Origin of the sequence: Proluteimonas luteida (genome assembly GCF_021191695.1) — a bacterium.
Taxonomy (GTDB): Bacteria; Pseudomonadota; Gammaproteobacteria; order Xanthomonadales; family Xanthomonadaceae; genus Luteimonas; species Luteimonas luteida.
In genome coordinates this window covers 82,614-99,104 of sequence record NZ_JAIWPT010000004.1, presented here as the reverse complement: position 1 = coordinate 99,104, position 16,491 = coordinate 82,614, and the positions used below count along the sequence as shown (strand labels likewise).

At 72.5% G+C, this 16,491-nt stretch carries 10 protein-coding genes; 5 read left to right on the top strand and 5 right to left on the bottom strand.

Going from position 1 to position 16,491, the window contains the following annotated elements; translation table 11 throughout:
• Positions 1–20 precede the first annotated feature (20 nt).
• From LDO26_RS05220 to LDO26_RS05210, 3 genes are all read left to right on the top strand, one after another.
• On the top strand, positions 21–2,345 hold the full coding sequence (locus LDO26_RS05220) for a TonB-dependent receptor (RefSeq protein ID WP_232130016.1): 2,325 nt from the start codon (positions 21–23) through the stop codon (positions 2,343–2,345).
• A gap of 127 nt (positions 2,346–2,472) precedes the next feature.
• On the top strand, positions 2,473–5,871 hold the full coding sequence (locus LDO26_RS05215; RefSeq protein ID WP_435594036.1) for a hybrid sensor histidine kinase/response regulator: 3,399 nt from the start codon (positions 2,473–2,475) through the stop codon (positions 5,869–5,871).
• Positions 5,872–5,976: 105 nt separating this feature from the next.
• Positions 5,977–6,465 (top strand): NUDIX hydrolase, encoded by a 489-nt coding sequence (locus LDO26_RS05210; protein WP_232130015.1) that lies wholly within the window; start codon positions 5,977–5,979, stop codon positions 6,463–6,465.
• Positions 6,466–6,536: 71 nt separating this feature from the next.
• Here LDO26_RS05210 and LDO26_RS05205 read toward each other — a convergent pair whose 3' ends face one another.
• From LDO26_RS05205 to LDO26_RS05185, 5 genes are all read right to left on the bottom strand, one after another.
• Positions 6,537–7,778: a DUF4785 domain-containing protein gene (locus LDO26_RS05205; protein ID WP_232130014.1), complete on the bottom strand. Its 1,242-nt coding sequence runs from the start codon at positions 7,776–7,778 to the stop codon at positions 6,537–6,539.
• An 11-nt stretch (positions 7,779–7,789) separates the two neighbouring features.
• Positions 7,790–8,653, bottom strand: coding sequence for a hypothetical protein (locus LDO26_RS05200; protein ID WP_435594035.1), 864 nt, complete (start codon positions 8,651–8,653; stop codon positions 7,790–7,792).
• A gap of 204 nt (positions 8,654–8,857) precedes the next feature.
• Positions 8,858–12,376 (bottom strand): transcription-repair coupling factor, encoded by a 3,519-nt coding sequence (gene mfd / locus LDO26_RS05195; protein WP_232130013.1) that lies wholly within the window; start codon positions 12,374–12,376, stop codon positions 8,858–8,860.
• A gap of 206 nt (positions 12,377–12,582) precedes the next feature.
• Positions 12,583–13,158, bottom strand: coding sequence for a GNAT family N-acetyltransferase (locus LDO26_RS05190; RefSeq protein ID WP_232130012.1), 576 nt, complete (start codon positions 13,156–13,158; stop codon positions 12,583–12,585).
• Positions 13,159–13,252: 94 nt separating this feature from the next.
• Positions 13,253–14,110: a 23S rRNA (adenine(2030)-N(6))-methyltransferase RlmJ gene (locus LDO26_RS05185; RefSeq protein ID WP_232130146.1), complete on the bottom strand. Its 858-nt coding sequence runs from the start codon at positions 14,108–14,110 to the stop codon at positions 13,253–13,255.
• A gap of 168 nt (positions 14,111–14,278) precedes the next feature.
• Here LDO26_RS05185 and creB point away from each other — a divergent pair, with 168 nt between their 5' ends.
• Together creB and creC are read left to right on the top strand one after the other, a co-directional pair.
• Positions 14,279–14,962, top strand: a complete 684-nt coding sequence (gene creB, locus LDO26_RS05180) for a two-component system response regulator CreB (RefSeq protein WP_232130011.1) — start codon at positions 14,279–14,281, stop codon at positions 14,960–14,962.
• Between the two features lie 40 nt (positions 14,963–15,002).
• Positions 15,003–16,451: a two-component system sensor histidine kinase CreC gene (gene creC / locus LDO26_RS05175; protein WP_232130010.1), complete on the top strand. Its 1,449-nt coding sequence runs from the start codon at positions 15,003–15,005 to the stop codon at positions 16,449–16,451.
• Positions 16,452–16,491 lie beyond the last annotated feature (40 nt).

Below are 16,491 nucleotides of genomic sequence, written 5' to 3'. Positions count from 1 at the left end.
CGACCCGTGGGAGGGGACACATGAAGCGCAACACCATCCGGCACTCCGCACTCAGCCTGGCGATCGGCCTCGGGCTGTCGGTGCCCGCAGTCCACGCCCAGCAGGCACGGACTGAGATCGACGTCACCGAGGTGGAAGTCGAGGTCGTCGAGGACGGTCGCGCGACCACGCTCGACGCGATCACCGTCACCGCGCGCCGCCGCAGCGAGTCGATCCAGGACGTGCCGGTCGCGGTCAGCGCCTTCGGCGAGGAACAGCTCAAGGACCTGCAGGCCAGCAACATCGACGGACTGCAGGGCGCGGTGCCGAACATGAACATCGTGCAGGGCCGCGGCTCGGCCAACAGCGTCAACGTGTTCATCCGCGGCATCGGCCAGCCGGACGCGCTGCAGACCTTCGATCCGGGCGTGGGCATGTACGTCGACGACGTCTACTACGCGCGCATCAACGGCGCGCTGTTCTCGCTGTTCGACGTGCAGCAGGTCGAGGTGCTGCGCGGCCCACAGGGCACGCTGTACGGCAAGAACTCGACCGGCGGCGCGATCAAGATCGCGACCAGGAATCCGTTCGACGACACCGGCGGCGCGGCCGAGCTCGTCGTCGGCGGCGACGGCCGGCGCGAGGGCCGGTTCTACGTCGGCGGGCAGCTGGGCGAGACGGTCGCCGCCAGCGTGGCGCTGGCCAAGATCGACAACGACGGCTTCATCCACGACCCCGACAGCCGCCGCACCTTCAATGGCGACGACACCTTCGCGTTCCGCGCCAAGGCGGTGTTCCAGCCGACCGACGGCTTCCGCGCCACGCTGTCGGTCGACCGCACCCGCCAGGACACCGACCTGACGGTCGGCCACCCGACCGCGCCGCTGGTCGCGACCGACCTGGTACTCGGCCCGGTGGTGCTGAAGCCGGCGCCGACCGGCGAGTACGATTTCAGGACACGGACCTCGTTCGCGCCGTGGCAGGGGCAGGAGATGACCCACACCGGCGTGTCGCTGACCGCCGAATGGGACCTCAATGACAACCTGCTGCTGAAGAGCATCAGCGCCTACCGCGAGCTGCAGACCCATTCCTTCATCGACATCGACGCGTCCGAGTTCGAACTCGGCGACGTGCTGGTGGCGCTGGACCAGGACCAGGTCAGCCAGGAGCTGCAGCTGCAGTACGACAACGGCGGCAACCTGCAGGCGACCTTCGGCCTGTACTACATGAAGGAGGACGTGCCGTCGTACCAGGAAGCCTATGCCGACGACCTGTTCTTCAACGGCGGCGTGCCGGTCGACTTCCTGCGCACCATCGACGACGACCTGTCGACCACCAGCAAGGCGGCGTTCGCCCATTTCAACTGGGAGTTCGCGCCGACCTGGACGCTGGCGGCCGGCGTGCGCTACACCGAGGACGAGAAGGACTACACCCGCTCGACCAGCACGTTCTGGGCATCGGACTCGCTGTTCCTCGGGGTCCTGCCGTTCTCCGCGCTGAACGAGACGGTCGCATTCCAGGCGCGGCAGAAGTGGAGCGCGGTGACGCCGTCGCTGAGCCTGCACAAGGCCTTCAGCGACAACGCCAGCGGCTACGTCTCGGCCAACCGCGGCTTCAAGTCGGGCGGCTTCAACGGCCGCGCCAACAGCGCGCTGGAGACCACAGCCGCAGTGTTCGATCCCGAGTTCGTCTGGACCTACGAGGCCGGCTTCAAGTTCCGTTCGGGCGACGGACGCCTGCAGGCCAACGTCGCCGCATTCCACAGCCGCTACGAGGACTTCCAGGCGCGCGTGTCCGAAGTGCTGAACCCGGATTCGCCGACGCCGACGTTCTCCTTCCCGGTGCTCAACGCCGCGGAGATGGAGATCAACGGCTTCGAGTTCGAGGGCGTGGCGCGACTCGGCGAGGCCACCACGCTGAGCGCGCAGCTCGGCTGGACCGATGCCAGCTACAAGAACTTCGCCGACCTGCGCACCACCGACCCGACCAACCCCGCCTACGATCCCACGCTGCACGCGCACGTGCCGTTCACCCCGGACTGGACCGCGCGCGTCGCCCTGCAGCACGCGTTCTCGCTGGGCGGCAGCGGCACGCTGACCCTCGGCGGCGACGTCTCCTACCGCGGCGACACCTGGCTGTCGGTCGACAACCGCGCCAACCTGATGCAGGAGGCCTACACCCTGGTCGGCCTGTACGGGGTGTGGGATTCCCCGCAGTACGTGTGGCAGGTGCGCGCCGGCGTGCGCAACCTGACCGACGAGGTCTACAAGGTCGAGGGCCAGGAGTTCTCCAGCGTGGGCAACATCCAGACCGCCTATTACGGGCGTCCGCGCGACTGGTCGCTGTCGGTGCGCTACAACTTCTGACATCGCCGATGCCGCGTGACCGACACCAGGGCCGCCTCCGGGCGGCCTTGTCGCGTACCGGCGCGCGCTGCCGGCGGTGCCGTACGCGGCCGCTGCACTGCGCTATGCTCGCCGACGTTTTCAGGGGATGCCGCGTCGCGATGCCGCCTTCGACCTCCTGCCCGCGCAGGCCGCCATGCTGAGCACGGGCGTCGTCGTCGTCGCGGTGCTGCTGTGGCTGTCGGCGATGTTCGCCACGGCGATCTACGGCGAGCGCCACCCCGATGCGCTGGGCGCGCGCTGGCGGCACGTCTACGTGCTGTCGCTGGCGGTGCACTGCACCTCGTGGACCTTCTACGGCACCGTGACCCAGGCGGCGCGCTACGGCTGGCCGCTGCCGCCGACCTTCCTCGGCGCGATCCTGTTCTACGTCCTCGCCTGGCGGGTCATGGTGCGGCTGGTGCAGCTGGCGCGGGACAGCAATGCGACCTCGCTGGCCGACCTGATCGCCACGCGCCTGGGCCGCGACGCGTGGCTGGCGGCGACGGTGACGCTGGTCGCGGCGCTGGGCCTGGTCCCGTACATCGCGTTGCAGCTCAAGGCGGTGGCGATGAGCTACGCGACGCTGACCAGCCACGTGCCGATGCAGGACGTACGCGTCGCGCCGTGGCACGACAGCGGGCTGTACGTCGCCCTGGCGATGGCGCTGTTCACGATGCTGTTCGGCACCCGCCGCGCCAGCGCGGCCGGGCAGAACCGCGGGCTGGTGCTGGCGATGGGATTCGAGTCGCTGTTCAAGCTGGTGGCGATGCTGGCGCTGGGCCTGTTCGTCTGGTTCGGCCTGCGCGGGCTGCCGGCGGCGCAGGCCGCGGCGGCGCCGGTGATGGACAACGCCGGCGGCTTCGTGCCGCTGGTGCTGCTGGGCGCGGTGGCGATGTTCATCATGCCGCACCAGTTCCATGTCGGCGTCGTCGAATGCCGCGACGAGCGCCATGCCGCCGCGGCGCGCTGGCAGTTCCCGCTGTACCTGGTGCTGATCGCGCTGCCGATGCTGCCGCTGGCGCGCGCCGGCACCGCGCTGCTCGGCAACAGCGTGTCGTCGGACATGTACGCGCTGGCGCTGCCGATCTCGCAGGGGCACGACGCGCTGGCGCTGCTGGTGTTCCTCGGCGGCCTGAGCGCGGCCACCGGCATGGTCATCGTCAGCACCCTGACGCTGAGCCTGATGATCGGCAACCACTGGTTCGCGCCCGGGCTGCTGCGCGGGGTGTGGTCGCGCGGCGAGGCCGACGACCACCGCGGCGCGCTGCTGCTGCTGCGGCGCGTGGTGATCGTGGCGATCATGTTGCTGGGCTGGGCCTACAGCCGCCTGGTCAGCGGCAATGCCGCGCTGGCCGACGTCGGCGAAGTGTCGTTCTCGGCGCTGGCGACGCTGGTGCCGGCGCTGGGGTTCGCGGTACTGCGGCCACAGACGCCACCGGCGGCGGTGGTCGCGGGCGTGCTGGCCGGCTTCGCGGCATGGGCCTGGGTCATGCTGCTGCCGACGCTGGCCGCCGCGCACGGCGACCCCGCGTGGCTGCAGTCCGGGCCGCTGGGCCTGGCCTGGCTGGCGCCCGATGCGCTGTTCGGCCTGACCGGCTGGAGCCGGCTCGGGCGCGCGGTCGGCGCCAGCCTGTTCGTCGGTGTCGCGACACCGCTGCTGTGGTCGGCGCTGCGGCCGCGGGCCGCGGTGGACGCGGCGCAGGCCGAACGCCGGCCCGGCGCCAGCCGCCAGACGCTGTACAAGGCCGGTCGCCGCTTCCTGCCGCCGGCGCGGGTCGAAGCGCTGCTGCGCGATGCACCGGCGCAGGGGCCGGTGCCGCGCCGGATCCAGCGCCAGCTCGAGCGCGAACTGTCGGCGGTGCTCGGCGCGGCCTCGGCGCGCCTGCTGCTGGAAGCCGCGCGTCGCGACGCCGGGCCGGATCTCGACACCATCGCCGACATCGTCGGCGAGGCCTCGCAGGACCTGCGTTTCAACCAGCGCCTGCTCGAGGCCGCGCTGGAGAACATGAGCCAGGGCATCAGCGTGGTCGACGACCAGCTGCGGCTGGTCGCGTGGAACGCGCGCTACGCCGAACTGTTCGGCTATCCGTCGTCGCTGCTGCGGGTCGGCGTCGAGGTCGCGGCGCTGGTGCGCCACAACCTGGCGGGCGGCGTCATCGGCCCGGTCGACGTCGAGCGCGAGGTCGACAAGCGCCTGCGCCACATGCGCGCCGGTACCCAGTACGTGACCGAGCGGCGACTGCCGGGCGGGGCGGTCATCGAGATCCGCGGCAATCCGATGCCCGGCGGCGGCTTCGTCGCCACCTTCACCGACGTCACCGAGTTCCGCCGCCACGAACAGGCGCTGCGGCTGGCCAACGAGACCCTGGAGCAGCGCGTCGGCGAACGCACCGAGAGCCTCGACCAGGCGCGCCGGGAGGCGGAGCGCGCCAACCACGCCAAGACCCGGTTCCTGACCGCGGTCGGCCACGACCTGCTGCAGCCGCTGCATGCCGCGCAGCTGTTCACCGACTCGCTGGCGCAGCAGGCCCTGGGCGACGCGCAGCGCCAGCGCCTGCGCCAGATCCGCGGCGCGCTGGATTCGACCAGCGACCTGCTGACCGGGCTGTTCGACATGTCGCGGCTGGAGGCCGGCGGGCTGGTGCCGCAGCCGCGTGCGTTCCCGCTGGCCGAGGTGCTCGAACCGCTGGTGTCCGAATTCCGCGCGCTGGCCGACGAGCGCGGCCTGCGCTTCCGCCACGTGCCCACGCGCGCCTGGGTCGACAGCGACCCGCAGCTGCTGCGCCGGGTGCTGCAGAACTTCCTCGGCAATGCGGTCCGCTACACCGCGTCGGGCAGCGTGCTGGTCGGCGTTCGGCGTGCCGGCGATACGCTGCGGGTCGAGGTCCACGACACCGGTCCGGGCATCGCGCCGGAACAGCAGGCGCTGATCTTCGAGGAATTCCGCCGCGGCGAGAACGCGGTGGGGCAGGGACTGGGGCTCGGGCTGGCGATCGCCGACCGCATCGCGCGCCTGCTCGATGCGCCGCTGCGGCTGCGCAGCCGGCCCGGGCGGGGCACCACGTTCGCGGTCACGCTGCCGGCGGCGGCAACGGCTCGCGTCGCCGCGCCGGTCAGTGCACGGCCCGGTCTTGCCGGCGCGACGGTGCTGGTGGTCGACAACGACCCGGCCGCGTTGCAGGCGCTGCGGCAGCTGCTGGAAGGCTGGGGCTGCGCGGTCGATGCGGTCGCCGACGGCGAGGCCGCCACGGCCGCGCTGCAACGCCGGCCTGCGGTGCTGTGGGTGTTCGACTACCACCTCGACGACGGCGATACCGGCGTCGCCCTGCATGCCCGGCTGTCGCAGCGCTTCGGCGCGCGGCCGACGCTGATCCTCAGCGCCGACGACAACCTCGACGTGCGCCGCGACGTGCTCGACAGCGGCCTCGGCCTGCTGCCCAAGCCGGTGCGCCCGCTGGCGCTCAAGTCGGTGCTCGACCGCATGCGCGCGACGCAGGGCTCGTAGGTCGGGCCAACGCGCCCGGCGCGTGCGGTTTATCCGGCCCGCGGCCGTCATCGTGCCGTGGACGCCCCCGTTACAATGCCGGCCCGCCCGCCGCCGGCAGATCCAATGCCCTACACCCCGATCGTCGCCACCCTCGGCTACGTGCTGTCGCCCGACCGCCGCCAGGTGCTGCTGGTCCATCGCAACGCGCGGCCGGGCGACCACCACCTGGGCAAGTACAACGGCCTCGGCGGCAAGGTCGAGCCCGACGAGGACGTCGTCGCCGGGATGCGCCGGGAGATCCGCGAGGAGGCCGCGATCGAATGCACGGCGATGTCGCTGCGCGGGACGATCAGCTGGCCCGGCTTCGGCAAGCACGGCGAGGACTGGCTGGGCTTCGTGTTCCTGGTCGAATCGTGGACCGGCACGCCGCTGGCGGAGAATCCGGAAGGCACGCTGGAATGGGTCCACATCGACCGCATCCTCGAGCTGCCGCTGTGGGACGGCGACCGCCACTTCCTGCCGCTGGTGTTCGACGACGACCCGCGCGCCTTCCACGGGGTGATGCCGTATCGCGACGGCGCGATGCAGTCCTGGTCGTATTCGCGGCTGTAGCGGCCGCGGGCGTCAGGCGCGCGCGATGCGCTCGGGTCGTGCGCGCCGGTAGGTGGCGCGCCCGGTCAGGGTCAGCGCCCGTCGCGCAGCGGCCGGGCCACCCGCGCGGCCCGTTCGCGGTACTCCAGCCGTCCCATCCGGCCCTGGTCGTGCAGCGCCAGCTGGCGCAGCTCGAACGGCGCCTGCGCGCCCGCGAGGACCGCCGCCGGGAACACCAGCGTGAGCCGGCCGGTCCCGGGGTCGAGCCAGTCGGCGGCGTGGCCCACGGCGACCGGCACCAGGTCGCCGGCATGGCTGGTGCCGTACAGCACCGCCCGCGCCTCGTAGCGGCCGGGGCTGCCGACCTCCACTGGCAGCTCGAACGTCAGCCGGCCGTCGGCGTCGCTGCGGGCCGCGTGTGCGCCGGCCAGCCGCGCGGTGGGCGCGGTGACCTCGAACGCGACCTTGGCGTCGCGCAGGACCTCGCTGCCGCCGGCATCGGCGACCGCCAGCACGTGCGCCTCCCACAGGCCGGGCACGGCGGACGCCTCGCGCGGCAGCGCCGCGTCGAGGGCGACGCCGGCGTGCGTGCGCACCGCGCGCAGCGGGAACTCGCGGCCGTCGGGCGCGACCAGCATGCCGCCGACCTCGTGCAGCGACGCTGGCCTGCCGCCGCTGTCGAGCGCGGCCAGCAGGCGGACGCGGTCGCCGGCCAGATAGCCGGGCGCTGGGCTGTCCACGTGCAGCGCGAACGGGCTGTCGGGTTCGCGCACGTGGACCACGTACCGGCCCCGCGCACCGGCGACCTGCAGGTCGAAACGGCCGCTGCCCAGGTCCGGCGCCAGCCGGAAGCCCAGCGCGCCGGGCGCGAAGCGCGTGCCGGTGACCGCCTCCAGCGCGGCCTGCGGCGCGAGCGTCGCGGTGGCCGCATCGGCCTTCAGCACTTGGCCGCCGCGCAGGATGTGCAGTCCGTCGCGTTCGACCGGGCGGCTGTCGCGCCCCACCGGGCTGATCAGCACCAGCGCGCCGGGTGCGGTGGTCTCGATGGCCAGGCCGCGCGCGAGCTCCGCGCCGTCCGCGTCGCGCCAGTGCTCGCGGCTGACGGCGGTATACGGCGCGGGGGCCTCGATCGGTCCGGCGTCGGCGGCCAGCGGCCAGGCGAAATGCACCGGCGCGCGCTCGATCGACGGCGGCGATGGCGGGGCGTCGGTGACCAGCGCCTGGACCAGGACGTCGCCGGGGGCGGCGGACAGGCGGGTGTCCTGGGCCGCGGCATTGGTGGCGAGCGCAACGGCAACGGCGATGGCCGGCAGGGAGATGCGGAGGAGGGTCATGGGGCGGGTCCTCACAGGTCGTTGCGCAGGATCACGTCCAGGCCGAAGCAGTCGCGGCGGCTCTGGTTGTGGTTGAGCACGCGCTGGCTGTCGGTGCGCTGCACGTCGCGGAACCAGGTGGTGCCGGCCGCCGACTGGCTGGCGCATTCCAGGAAGCCGTCCGAACACGACGCCAGCCAGTTCTGGGTGAATTCCAGGCCGACGCTCTGCGCGTAGCCGCCGCAGTTGGCATTGGCGGTGAACGGCATCGAGCGCACGTCGGTGCCGACCACGTTGTAGAAGCTGCGCGGCAGCGACGGGCGGCCGTTGGTGCCGTAGAGCCAGTTGGCGTTGTAGCTGGCCATCCAGCCCAGCTGCTGCATGCGCACCGCGTCGTTCTGGTAGCCCATCAGCCAGCCCAGCGCGGATTCGAACACGTTGCCGGCCATCACCGCGTCGGCCAGCGGGGTGCCGGCGGACGAGGGCGCCAGCGCATTGACCCAGCGGATCCTCGGGATGATCTCCGGATAGCGGCTGTCCCAGGTCGGATTGGACAGGATCCAGCGCAGCACGTTGCCGCCGTTGCTGTGCGTGATCACCACCAGGTCGGTGATGCCGCGCGCATCGATGAACGCCTTCAGCTGGCCGGCGACGCAGCCCGCGGCATCGGCATGCCACATGTACTGGGTGAAGTCGCAGTTGATGACGGTGTAGTTGGCCGGGTCCGGCAGGCCCTGCCGCACCGAGTCGATGTTGGCGTGGGTCCAGTAGTCGGCGGCGGCATTGGTGTGCTTGCTGGTGCCGTGGACGAAGGCCACGCCCGTGTTGGCCAGCGCGGCGGCCGGGAGCATGGTCGCGGTGAGCAGCGCGGCCAGGATGATGGCGTTCTGACGCATGGTTCCCCTCCCAGAGATGGCGGACGCAGGCGGCGCCCGGGCCGTGGGCGCCTGCCGCCCCGGCGGCGGACCCTGCGGCCGTTCCGACCATACGCCTGCCGCCGTCGGCACACAGCTCGCGTCTGCCCCAGCCGGGGTAAACCCGTAGGCCGCGCCCCCGGCCGGTGCCTCGCGGAGGCCGCCGCCCTGCCGCCGCGTGGGCGGTCAGCGTGCGCTCGCCGCGGCCGGCGCCAGTGCGATCAGCAGCCCGCGCGCGGTGCGGATGCGCGCATCGGCGTCGGGCAGGTCGAGGCTGACGCGCAGCCGGTCGGGACCGTCCATGCGGTAGTGCGCCGGCTGGCCCTGGATCAGGCGGATCACCGCCATCGGGTCGACCTTCGGCTTCTCGACGAACTGCACGCGGCCGCCGGCCTCGCCGAGGTCGAGCTTGCGCACGCCCAGCGCGGTGGCCTGCAGCTTGAGGTCGGCGACCGCGAACAGGTGCTTGGCCGGGTCGGGCAGCAGGCCGAAACGGTCGATCATCTCGACCTGCAGCTCGCGCAGCCTGTCGCCGTCGCGGGCGCTGCTGATGCGCTTGTACAGCATCAGGCGCGTGTGCACGTCGGGCAGGTAGTCCTCGGGGATCAGCGCCGGGACGTGCAGCTCGATGTCGGCGCCGCGCGCCTCGACGTCGTCGACGTCCGGCAGCTTGCCCTGGCGGATGCTGCGCACCGCGCGCTCCAGCAGCTCGGTGTAGAGGCTGAAGCCGACCTCGGCCATCTGCCCGCTCTGGCCCTCGCCGAGCAGCTCGCCGGCGCCGCGGATCTCCAGGTCGTGGGTCGACAGGGTGAAGCCGGCGCCGAGCTCGTCCATCGAGGCGATCGCCTCCAGCCGCTTGCGCGCGTCGCTGGTGATGTTGCGCCGGTCGGGAATGACCAGGTAGGCGTAGGCGCGGTGGTGCGAGCGGCCGACGCGCCCGCGCAGCTGGTGCAGCTGGGCGAGCCCGAACTTGTCGGCGCGGTTGATGATGATGGTGTTGGCGTTGGGGATGTCGATGCCCGACTCGATGATCGTCGAGCACAGCAGCACGTTGAAGCGCTGCTTCTGGAAGTCCAGCATCACCCGTTCCAGCTCGCGCTCGGGCATCTGGCCGTGGGCGATGCCGATGCGCGCGTCGGGCACCAGTTCCTGCAGCTGGCGCTGCATGCGGCCGATGCTCTCGACGTCGTTGTGCAGGAAATACACCTGGCCGCCGCGGCTGAGCTCGCGCTGGAACGCCTCGCCCAGCTGGGCGTCGTCCCAGGGCACCACGAAGGTCTGCACCGCCAGCCGGTTCGGCGGCGGGGTGGCGATGATCGACAGGTCGCGCAGCCCCGCCATCGCCATGTTCAGCGTGCGCGGGATCGGCGTGGCGGTGAGCGTGAGCAGGTGCACGTTGGCGCGCAGCGCCTTGAGCGCTTCCTTCTGGCGCACGCCGAAGCGCTGTTCCTCGTCGACGATGACCAGGCCCAGGTCCTTGAACTTCACGTCCGGCTGCAGCAGCCGGTGGGTGCCGACGATGACGTCGATCTCGCCGCGCGCCAGCTTCTCCAGTTCGGCCTTGATCTCCTTCGTGCTCTTGAAGCGCGACAGCACCTCCACGCGCAGCGGCCAGTCGGCGAAGCGGTCGGCCATCGTCCGGTAGTGCTGCTCGGCCAGCAGCGTGGTCGGCACCAGCACCGCGACCTGCTTGCCGGCCGCGGCGGCGACGAAGGCCGCGCGCACCGCGACCTCGGTCTTGCCGAAGCCGACGTCGCCGCAGACCACGCGGTCCATCGGCTGGCTGGAACCGAGGTCGCGGAGCACCGCCTCGATCGCCGCGTGCTGGTCGGGCGTCTCCTCGAACGGGAAGGCCGCGGCGAAGGGTTCGTACATCGCGCGGTCGACCTCCAGCGCGAGCCCGGCGCGGGCCTGGCGCTTGGCCTGGATTTCCAGCAGCTCGGCGGCGACGTCGCGGACCTTCTCGGCCGCCTTCCTGCGCGCCTTGGTCCAGGCCTCGCCGCCGAGCGAGTGCAGCGGCGCGGTCTCGGGCGAGGCGCCCGTGTAGCGGTTGACCAGGTGCAGCTGCGAGACCGGCACGTACAGCCGGTCGCCCTTGGCGTATTCGATGTCGAGGTATTCGCCTGGCTGGCCGCCGGCCTCCAGCACGACGAGGCCGCGGTAGCGGCCGACGCCATGGTCCTCGTGCACGATCGGCGCGCCTTCGCTGAGCTCCCCGAGGTCGCGGATGATGCTCTCGGGATCGCGCGCGGCGCGTTTGCGCCGACGCGGCTGGGTGGCGCGCTCGGGGAACAGCTGGCGTTCGGTCAGTACGGTCAGCTGCGGCGCGTCGAGCGCGAAGCCGTCCTCCAGCGGCGCGATCGCGATCGCGAAGCGCGCGCCGGCGTCGGCGGCGAAGTCCGGGAAGTCCGGCAGCACCACCGGCCGCAGCCCGGCGCCATGGAGGATTTCCAGCAGCGCCTCGCGGCGCCCGGCCGAATCGGCGGCGATCAGCACCCGGCCCGGATAGTGGCCGAGGAACGACTGCAGCGCATCGGCGGGTGCGTGGTCGCGCGCGGCCAGCGGCAGCTCGGGCGCCGGTTGCTCGCCCAGCGCCGTGGCCTGCGCGTGGCGCGCGTGCGCGGCGTCGCAGACCTCGATGCGCTGGCCCTGGTTGAGCCGCTCGCGCAGCGCATCGGGTGCCAGCCACAGCTCCGCCGGCGGCAGCAGCGGCCGTTCGATGTCGTGGCGCAGCTGATCGAAGCGGTGCGCGATCTGCTGCCAGAACTGGTCGGCGCCGTCGGACGCGCCGGCGTCGAGCAGCGGCAGGGTGGTCGCGGGCAGGTAGTCGAACAGCGTCGCGGTCGCCAGCGGCGCCTCGCGCTCGGCCAGCGAGGCGCGCCGCGGCGGCGCGAAGAACAGCGGCAGGTAGTACTCGATGCCCGCCGGCGCGGCACCGGCCTTGAGGTCCTGGTACAGGCCGCTGCGGCGGGTGTCGATGTCGAAGCGCTCGCGCAGCGCGTCCATCGCGCGGGCGACCGCGGCGTCGTCGAGCGGCACCTCGCGGCCGGGCAGCAGCCGCAGTGCCTGGACGTGGTCGAGCGAGCGCTGCGAGTCGGGGTCGAACGCGCGGATCGACTCGATGGCATCGTCGAACAGCTCGATGCGGTACGGCTGGTCGGCGCCCATCGGGTAGACGTCGAGCAGGCCGCCGCGCACGGCGAAGTCGCCGGGATCGTGGACCTGCGGCACGTTGCCGTAGCCGGCATTCTCCAGTCGGCGCTTTTCCGCGTCCAGGTCGAGGGTCTGGCCGACCGCCAGGTCGAAGCTGCCGCCGACCACGTGCTGCACCGGCGCCAGCCGCTGCATCAGCGTCTGCACCGCCGCCACGACGATGCCGCGGCCCAGCGTCGGCAGCCGGTGCAGCGCCGCCAGGCGCTGCGAGACGATGTCCGGATGCGGGCTGAAGCGGTCGTAGGGCAGGGTTTCCCAGTCGGGGAACGCCAGCACCGGCAGCTCGCGGTTGTCGCCGGCCAGCGTGCGCAGGTCGTGCTCCAGCTGCTGCGCGGCCTGGTTGTCGCGGGCGACCAGCAGCAGCGGGCCGTCGTGCGCGGCCGCGGCCTGCAGCACCGACCACGCCAGCGCACTACGGCTGGCAGGGGCGCGCCACCAGGCGCGGGACTGGCCCGAGCCGGGGCGCGGCGGGGCGGAGGCAGCGGGGGTCATACGGTGCGGTCTTCCAGATCGGCGAAACGACGACAGCGCCGAAAGCCCTGCGGCCGGCGCTGCGAACCCGCAATTCTAGACGAATGCGTCGCAGGGCCTGAGACAGGGGGCGGGTGCGGACCGTCCGGATCGTGTCCGGGCGGTGGCGGGTCGGGACCGGCCCTACGCGGATCCGGTCTGCTTCCGGCGGCCGGAGTCCGTGCGGTTCAGTCCTGCGGCGTGTCGGCTGTGGCCTCGGCGGATGGGCGCTTGAGATCCAGCGAGACCCGGACCATGCCGGGCGCCTCGATCGGGCTCTGCTGGAACCCCAGCGACCTGGCCAGCGCCAGCATCGGCTCGTTTTCCTCGAGCACGTCGCCGTACAGGCATTCCAGCCGCTTGCCCTTGGCCCAGCGCACCAGCCGGCGCATCAGGTGCCGGCCCAGTCCCATGCCGGCCACGTAGTGGCTGACCAGGATGTGGAACTCGGCGTGGCGGGTGCCGGGCAGCACCGCCGCGCGCGCGACCGCGCCCAGCAATGCATCGCCGGGCGTCAATGGCTCGGCCGCGACCAGCACGAACTCGGATTTGGGATTGGGCTGGGTCAGACGCAGCGCGGTTTCCGGCGAGAGTTCCTTCTTCGCGTACAGGAACCGCTGCCGGACCTCGTCGGGCTGCAGCAGGTCGAACGCGGCGCGCAGCGGTTCGGCGTCGGCGGGGCGGATCGGTCGGACCAGGACCTGGCGGCCATTGGCCAGCCGGATCTCTTCGTGCCACGGGGGCAGGCGGTTGCGGGCGGTCATCGAGAGTCGGTCTGGGAAGGTCCACCGACCTTAAACGAGGTGCCGATTCAGGCATCGTGAAGGCGTTGCGAACGGCCGTGGCCGGGTGCGAGGTTCAGGGCTGCTCGCGCAGCCAGTGCACGCGGGTCGAGGCGCCGCCGTCGCCGAGCGCCTGCTGCAGCACGCGCAGCGCCGGCACCAGCGCCGAGGCCAGCTGCCATGGCGGATCGAGCAGCAGCAGCCCGCTGCCGTTCATCCGCAACGGCGAGTCGTCGGCGCGCACCAGCAGTTCCACGACCAGGGTCGATTTCGTCTGCAGCAGCCCCGCCTTGCGCAGGAAGCCGTGCAGGGTGCGGCGCTGCTTGATCGGGTACCACAGCGCGTAGATGCCCTGCGGCCAGCGCGCCAGGCCTTCGCGCAGCGCCGCCAGCGCGGCGTCGAACTCGGCCTGCTGGGCCTCGTAGGGTGGGTCGACCAGCACCAGCCCGCGGGCGAAGCGCTGCGCGCCGATCCGAGGCGGCAGCAGCGCCCTGAACGCGCCATAGCCGTCGCGCGCGTGCACGGCCACGCGCGGATCGTGGCCGACGCTGCGGCGCAGTGCTTCCAGCGCACCGGGCTCGAGCTCGCAGCAGGCGATGCGGTCCTGCTGGCGCAGTGCGTGCGCCAGCAGCCATGGCGAGCCGGGGTAGCTGTCGGCACCGTGCTGGATGCGGCAGGCGGCGACCGCGTCGAGGTAACGCCTCACCAGCGGGTCGCTCGGGGACGATGCCAGCAGCCGGCCGATACCGTCGTCGGCCTCGGCGGTGCGCCGGGCCTCCTCGGCCTGCAGCCGGTAGACGCCTGCGCCGGCGTGGGTGTCGAGCGCGAAACACGGCGCGGGCTTGGCGGTCAGCGCGTCGCAGATCGCGAGCAGCACGACGTGCTTGAGGACATCGGCATGGTTGCCGGCATGGAAGGCGTGGCGGTAGTTCATCGCGCCAGCGTAGCCGCAGCGGCCGGCGGCGGCCATGCGCGTGCGCGCCGGCCGCGCCGCGGCGCCTGTCGACGCGGGCGGACGCGGGCGTCATTGCGCGACCGGGGCCGCGGCAGCGCCAGCGGACGCCGACGCCGTATCCTGTCGCATCCGGGGAGGAACGAGCGAATGCCGCAGATCCTGCTGGTCGAGGACGAGACCGCGATCGCCGATACCGTTGCCTACGCGTTGCGCGGCGACGGCCACGCGGTGCATCACTGTCTGACCGCGCGCGCGGCACTGGAGGCGGCCGGGTCGCGTGCGTTCGACCTGGCGATCCTCGACGTCGGCCTGCCGGACCTCGGCGGCTTCGCGCTGTGCCGCGAACTGCGCGCACGCGCGCCGTTGCCGGTGATCTTCCTGACCGCGCAGGACGCCGAGGCCGACCGCGTGCTCGGCTTCGAGCTGGGCGCCGACGACTACGTGCCGAAACCCTTTTCGCCGCGCGAGCTCGCGGCCCGCGTGCGCGCGGTGCTGCGCCGTGCCGCCCCGGCGCCGGGCCCCGCGCTCGGGGCGCATGTGGCCGGCGGCTTCGTCCATGACGCGGAAGGCCGGCGCATCCGCTTTCGCGGCCGGTTGCTGGATCTCACCCGCTACGAGTACGGCCTGCTGGCGGCGCTGCTGGCGCGGCCCGGTGCGGTGCTGTCGCGGGCGCAGCTGATGGACCGGGTCTGGGGCGATGCGCTCGACAGCGGCGACCGCACCGTCGACACCCACGTCAAGACGCTGCGCGCCAAGCTGCGCGCGGTCGCACCCGACAGCGACCCGCTGCGTACCCACCGCGGGCTTGGCTACTCGCTGGACGTGGGCTGATGGCGGCCGCGAGCGGCGGCCGGCACGGGGTAGCGGCCCGATGAAGATCGGCCTGCGCATCCTGCTCGGCTATTTCGTCATCGTCGCGCTGGCCGCGTTCCTGCTGATGCGGGTGTTCTCGCAGGAAGTGAAGCCGGGCGTGCGCCAGGCGATGGAGGACACGCTGGCCGACACCGCCAACGTGCTCGCGGAACTGGCGACCGACGATTTCCTGGCCGGGCGCATCGACGACGGCCGGTTCGCCTACCGGGTGCGGGCGTTGGGCGCGCGCGACATCGGCGCCAACATCTGGGGCTTCCGCAAGCGTGCGGCCGACTACCGGGTCTACGTCACCGACGCCGACGGCATCGTCGTGTTCGATTCGTCCGGCCGCGACCTCGGCCGCGACTATTCCCGCTGGAACGACGTCTACCTGACGCTGCGCGGACGCTACGGCGCGCGCTCCACGCGCAGCGATCCCGACGACGAGACCAGTTCGGTGATGCACGTCGCCGCCCCGATCCGCGACGGAAGCCGCATCGTCGGCGTGCTCGCGGTGGCCAAGCCCAACCAGGCGATCGCACCGTTCATCGCCCGCAGCGAACGCACGATCATGCGCTGGGGCCTGCTGCTGCTCGGCACCGCGCTGCTGATCGGACTGCTGGCCGCGTGGTGGCTGTCGCGCCAGCTCGGCGGCCTGCGCCGCTATGCCGACGCGGTGACGGCCGGGCAGCGGGCGACGCCGCCGGCGTCGGCCGGCGAGTTCGCCGACCTGGGCCGCGCACTGGAGACCATGCGCGAGCGGCTGGAAGGCCGGCAGTACGTCGAGCGCTACGTGCATGCGCTGACCCACGAGCTCAAGGGGCCGCTGGCGGCGATCCGCGGCGCGTCGGAACTGCTGGAGGCGCCGCTGCCCGACGCCGACCGCGCACGCTTCGCCGCCAGCGTGCGCAGCCAGAGCGAGCGCATGGCGCAGATGATCGACAAGCTGCTGGCGCTGGCCGCGGTCGAGCACCGCCAGCGTATCGAGCAGCCGGAGCGGGTGCCGCTGCCGGCGCTGCTCGATACGGTGCTGGCCGCGTTCCAGGCCGATCCGCGCCGGGTGATGCTGCGGCTGAAGGTCACTCCCGCGTGCCGCGATGCAGTGGTCCCGGGCGATGCATTCCTGCTGCGGCAGATGGTCGCCAACCTGGTCGACAACGCCTGCGATTTCTCGCCGGCTGGCGGCGAGGTCGAAGTCGCGCTCGCGCCGGCCGGCGATGAGCGCGTGCGCATCACCGTCGCCGACCGCGGCCCCGGCATCCCCGGCTACGCGCTGGACCGGGTGTTCGAGCGGTTCTATTCGCTGCCACGGCCCGATGGCGGCAGCCGCAGCAGCGGCATCGGCCTGGCGTTCGTGGCCGAGGTCGCGGCGCTGCACGGCGGGCGCGCGACGCTGGAGAACCGCGCAGGCGGCGGCGCGATCGCGAGCGTCGAACTGCCGCTGGCACGCACTGTCGCCACTTCATAGCCGCTTCACACAGCCGCCTTCGTGCGCCCACGCGCGCGCG

What these genes read in the sequence shown, in the direction of transcription:
- LDO26_RS05185 (WP_232130146.1), bottom strand. Translation starts at nt 14,110, where the DNA reads ATGAACTACCGCCACGCCTTCCATGCCGGCAACCATGCCGATGTCCTC.
- LDO26_RS05190 (WP_232130012.1), bottom strand. Translation starts at nt 13,158, where the DNA reads ATGACCGCCCGCAACCGCCTGCCCCCGTGGCACGAAGAGATCCGGCTG.
- LDO26_RS05200 (WP_435594035.1), bottom strand. Translation starts at nt 8,653, where the DNA reads ATGCGTCAGAACGCCATCATCCTGGCCGCGCTGCTCACCGCGACCATG.
- LDO26_RS05210 (WP_232130015.1), top strand. Translation starts at nt 5,977, where the DNA reads ATGCCCTACACCCCGATCGTCGCCACCCTCGGCTACGTGCTGTCGCCC.
- LDO26_RS05205 (WP_232130014.1), bottom strand. Translation starts at nt 7,778, where the DNA reads ATGACCCTCCTCCGCATCTCCCTGCCGGCCATCGCCGTTGCCGTTGCG.
- mfd (WP_232130013.1), bottom strand. Translation starts at nt 12,376, where the DNA reads ATGACCCCCGCTGCCTCCGCCCCGCCGCGCCCCGGCTCGGGCCAGTCC.
- creB (WP_232130011.1), top strand. Translation starts at nt 14,279, where the DNA reads ATGCCGCAGATCCTGCTGGTCGAGGACGAGACCGCGATCGCCGATACC.
- LDO26_RS05220 (WP_232130016.1), top strand. Translation starts at nt 21, where the DNA reads ATGAAGCGCAACACCATCCGGCACTCCGCACTCAGCCTGGCGATCGGC.
- LDO26_RS05215 (WP_435594036.1), top strand. Translation starts at nt 2,473, where the DNA reads ATGCCGCGTCGCGATGCCGCCTTCGACCTCCTGCCCGCGCAGGCCGCC.
- creC (WP_232130010.1), top strand. Translation starts at nt 15,003, where the DNA reads ATGAAGATCGGCCTGCGCATCCTGCTCGGCTATTTCGTCATCGTCGCG.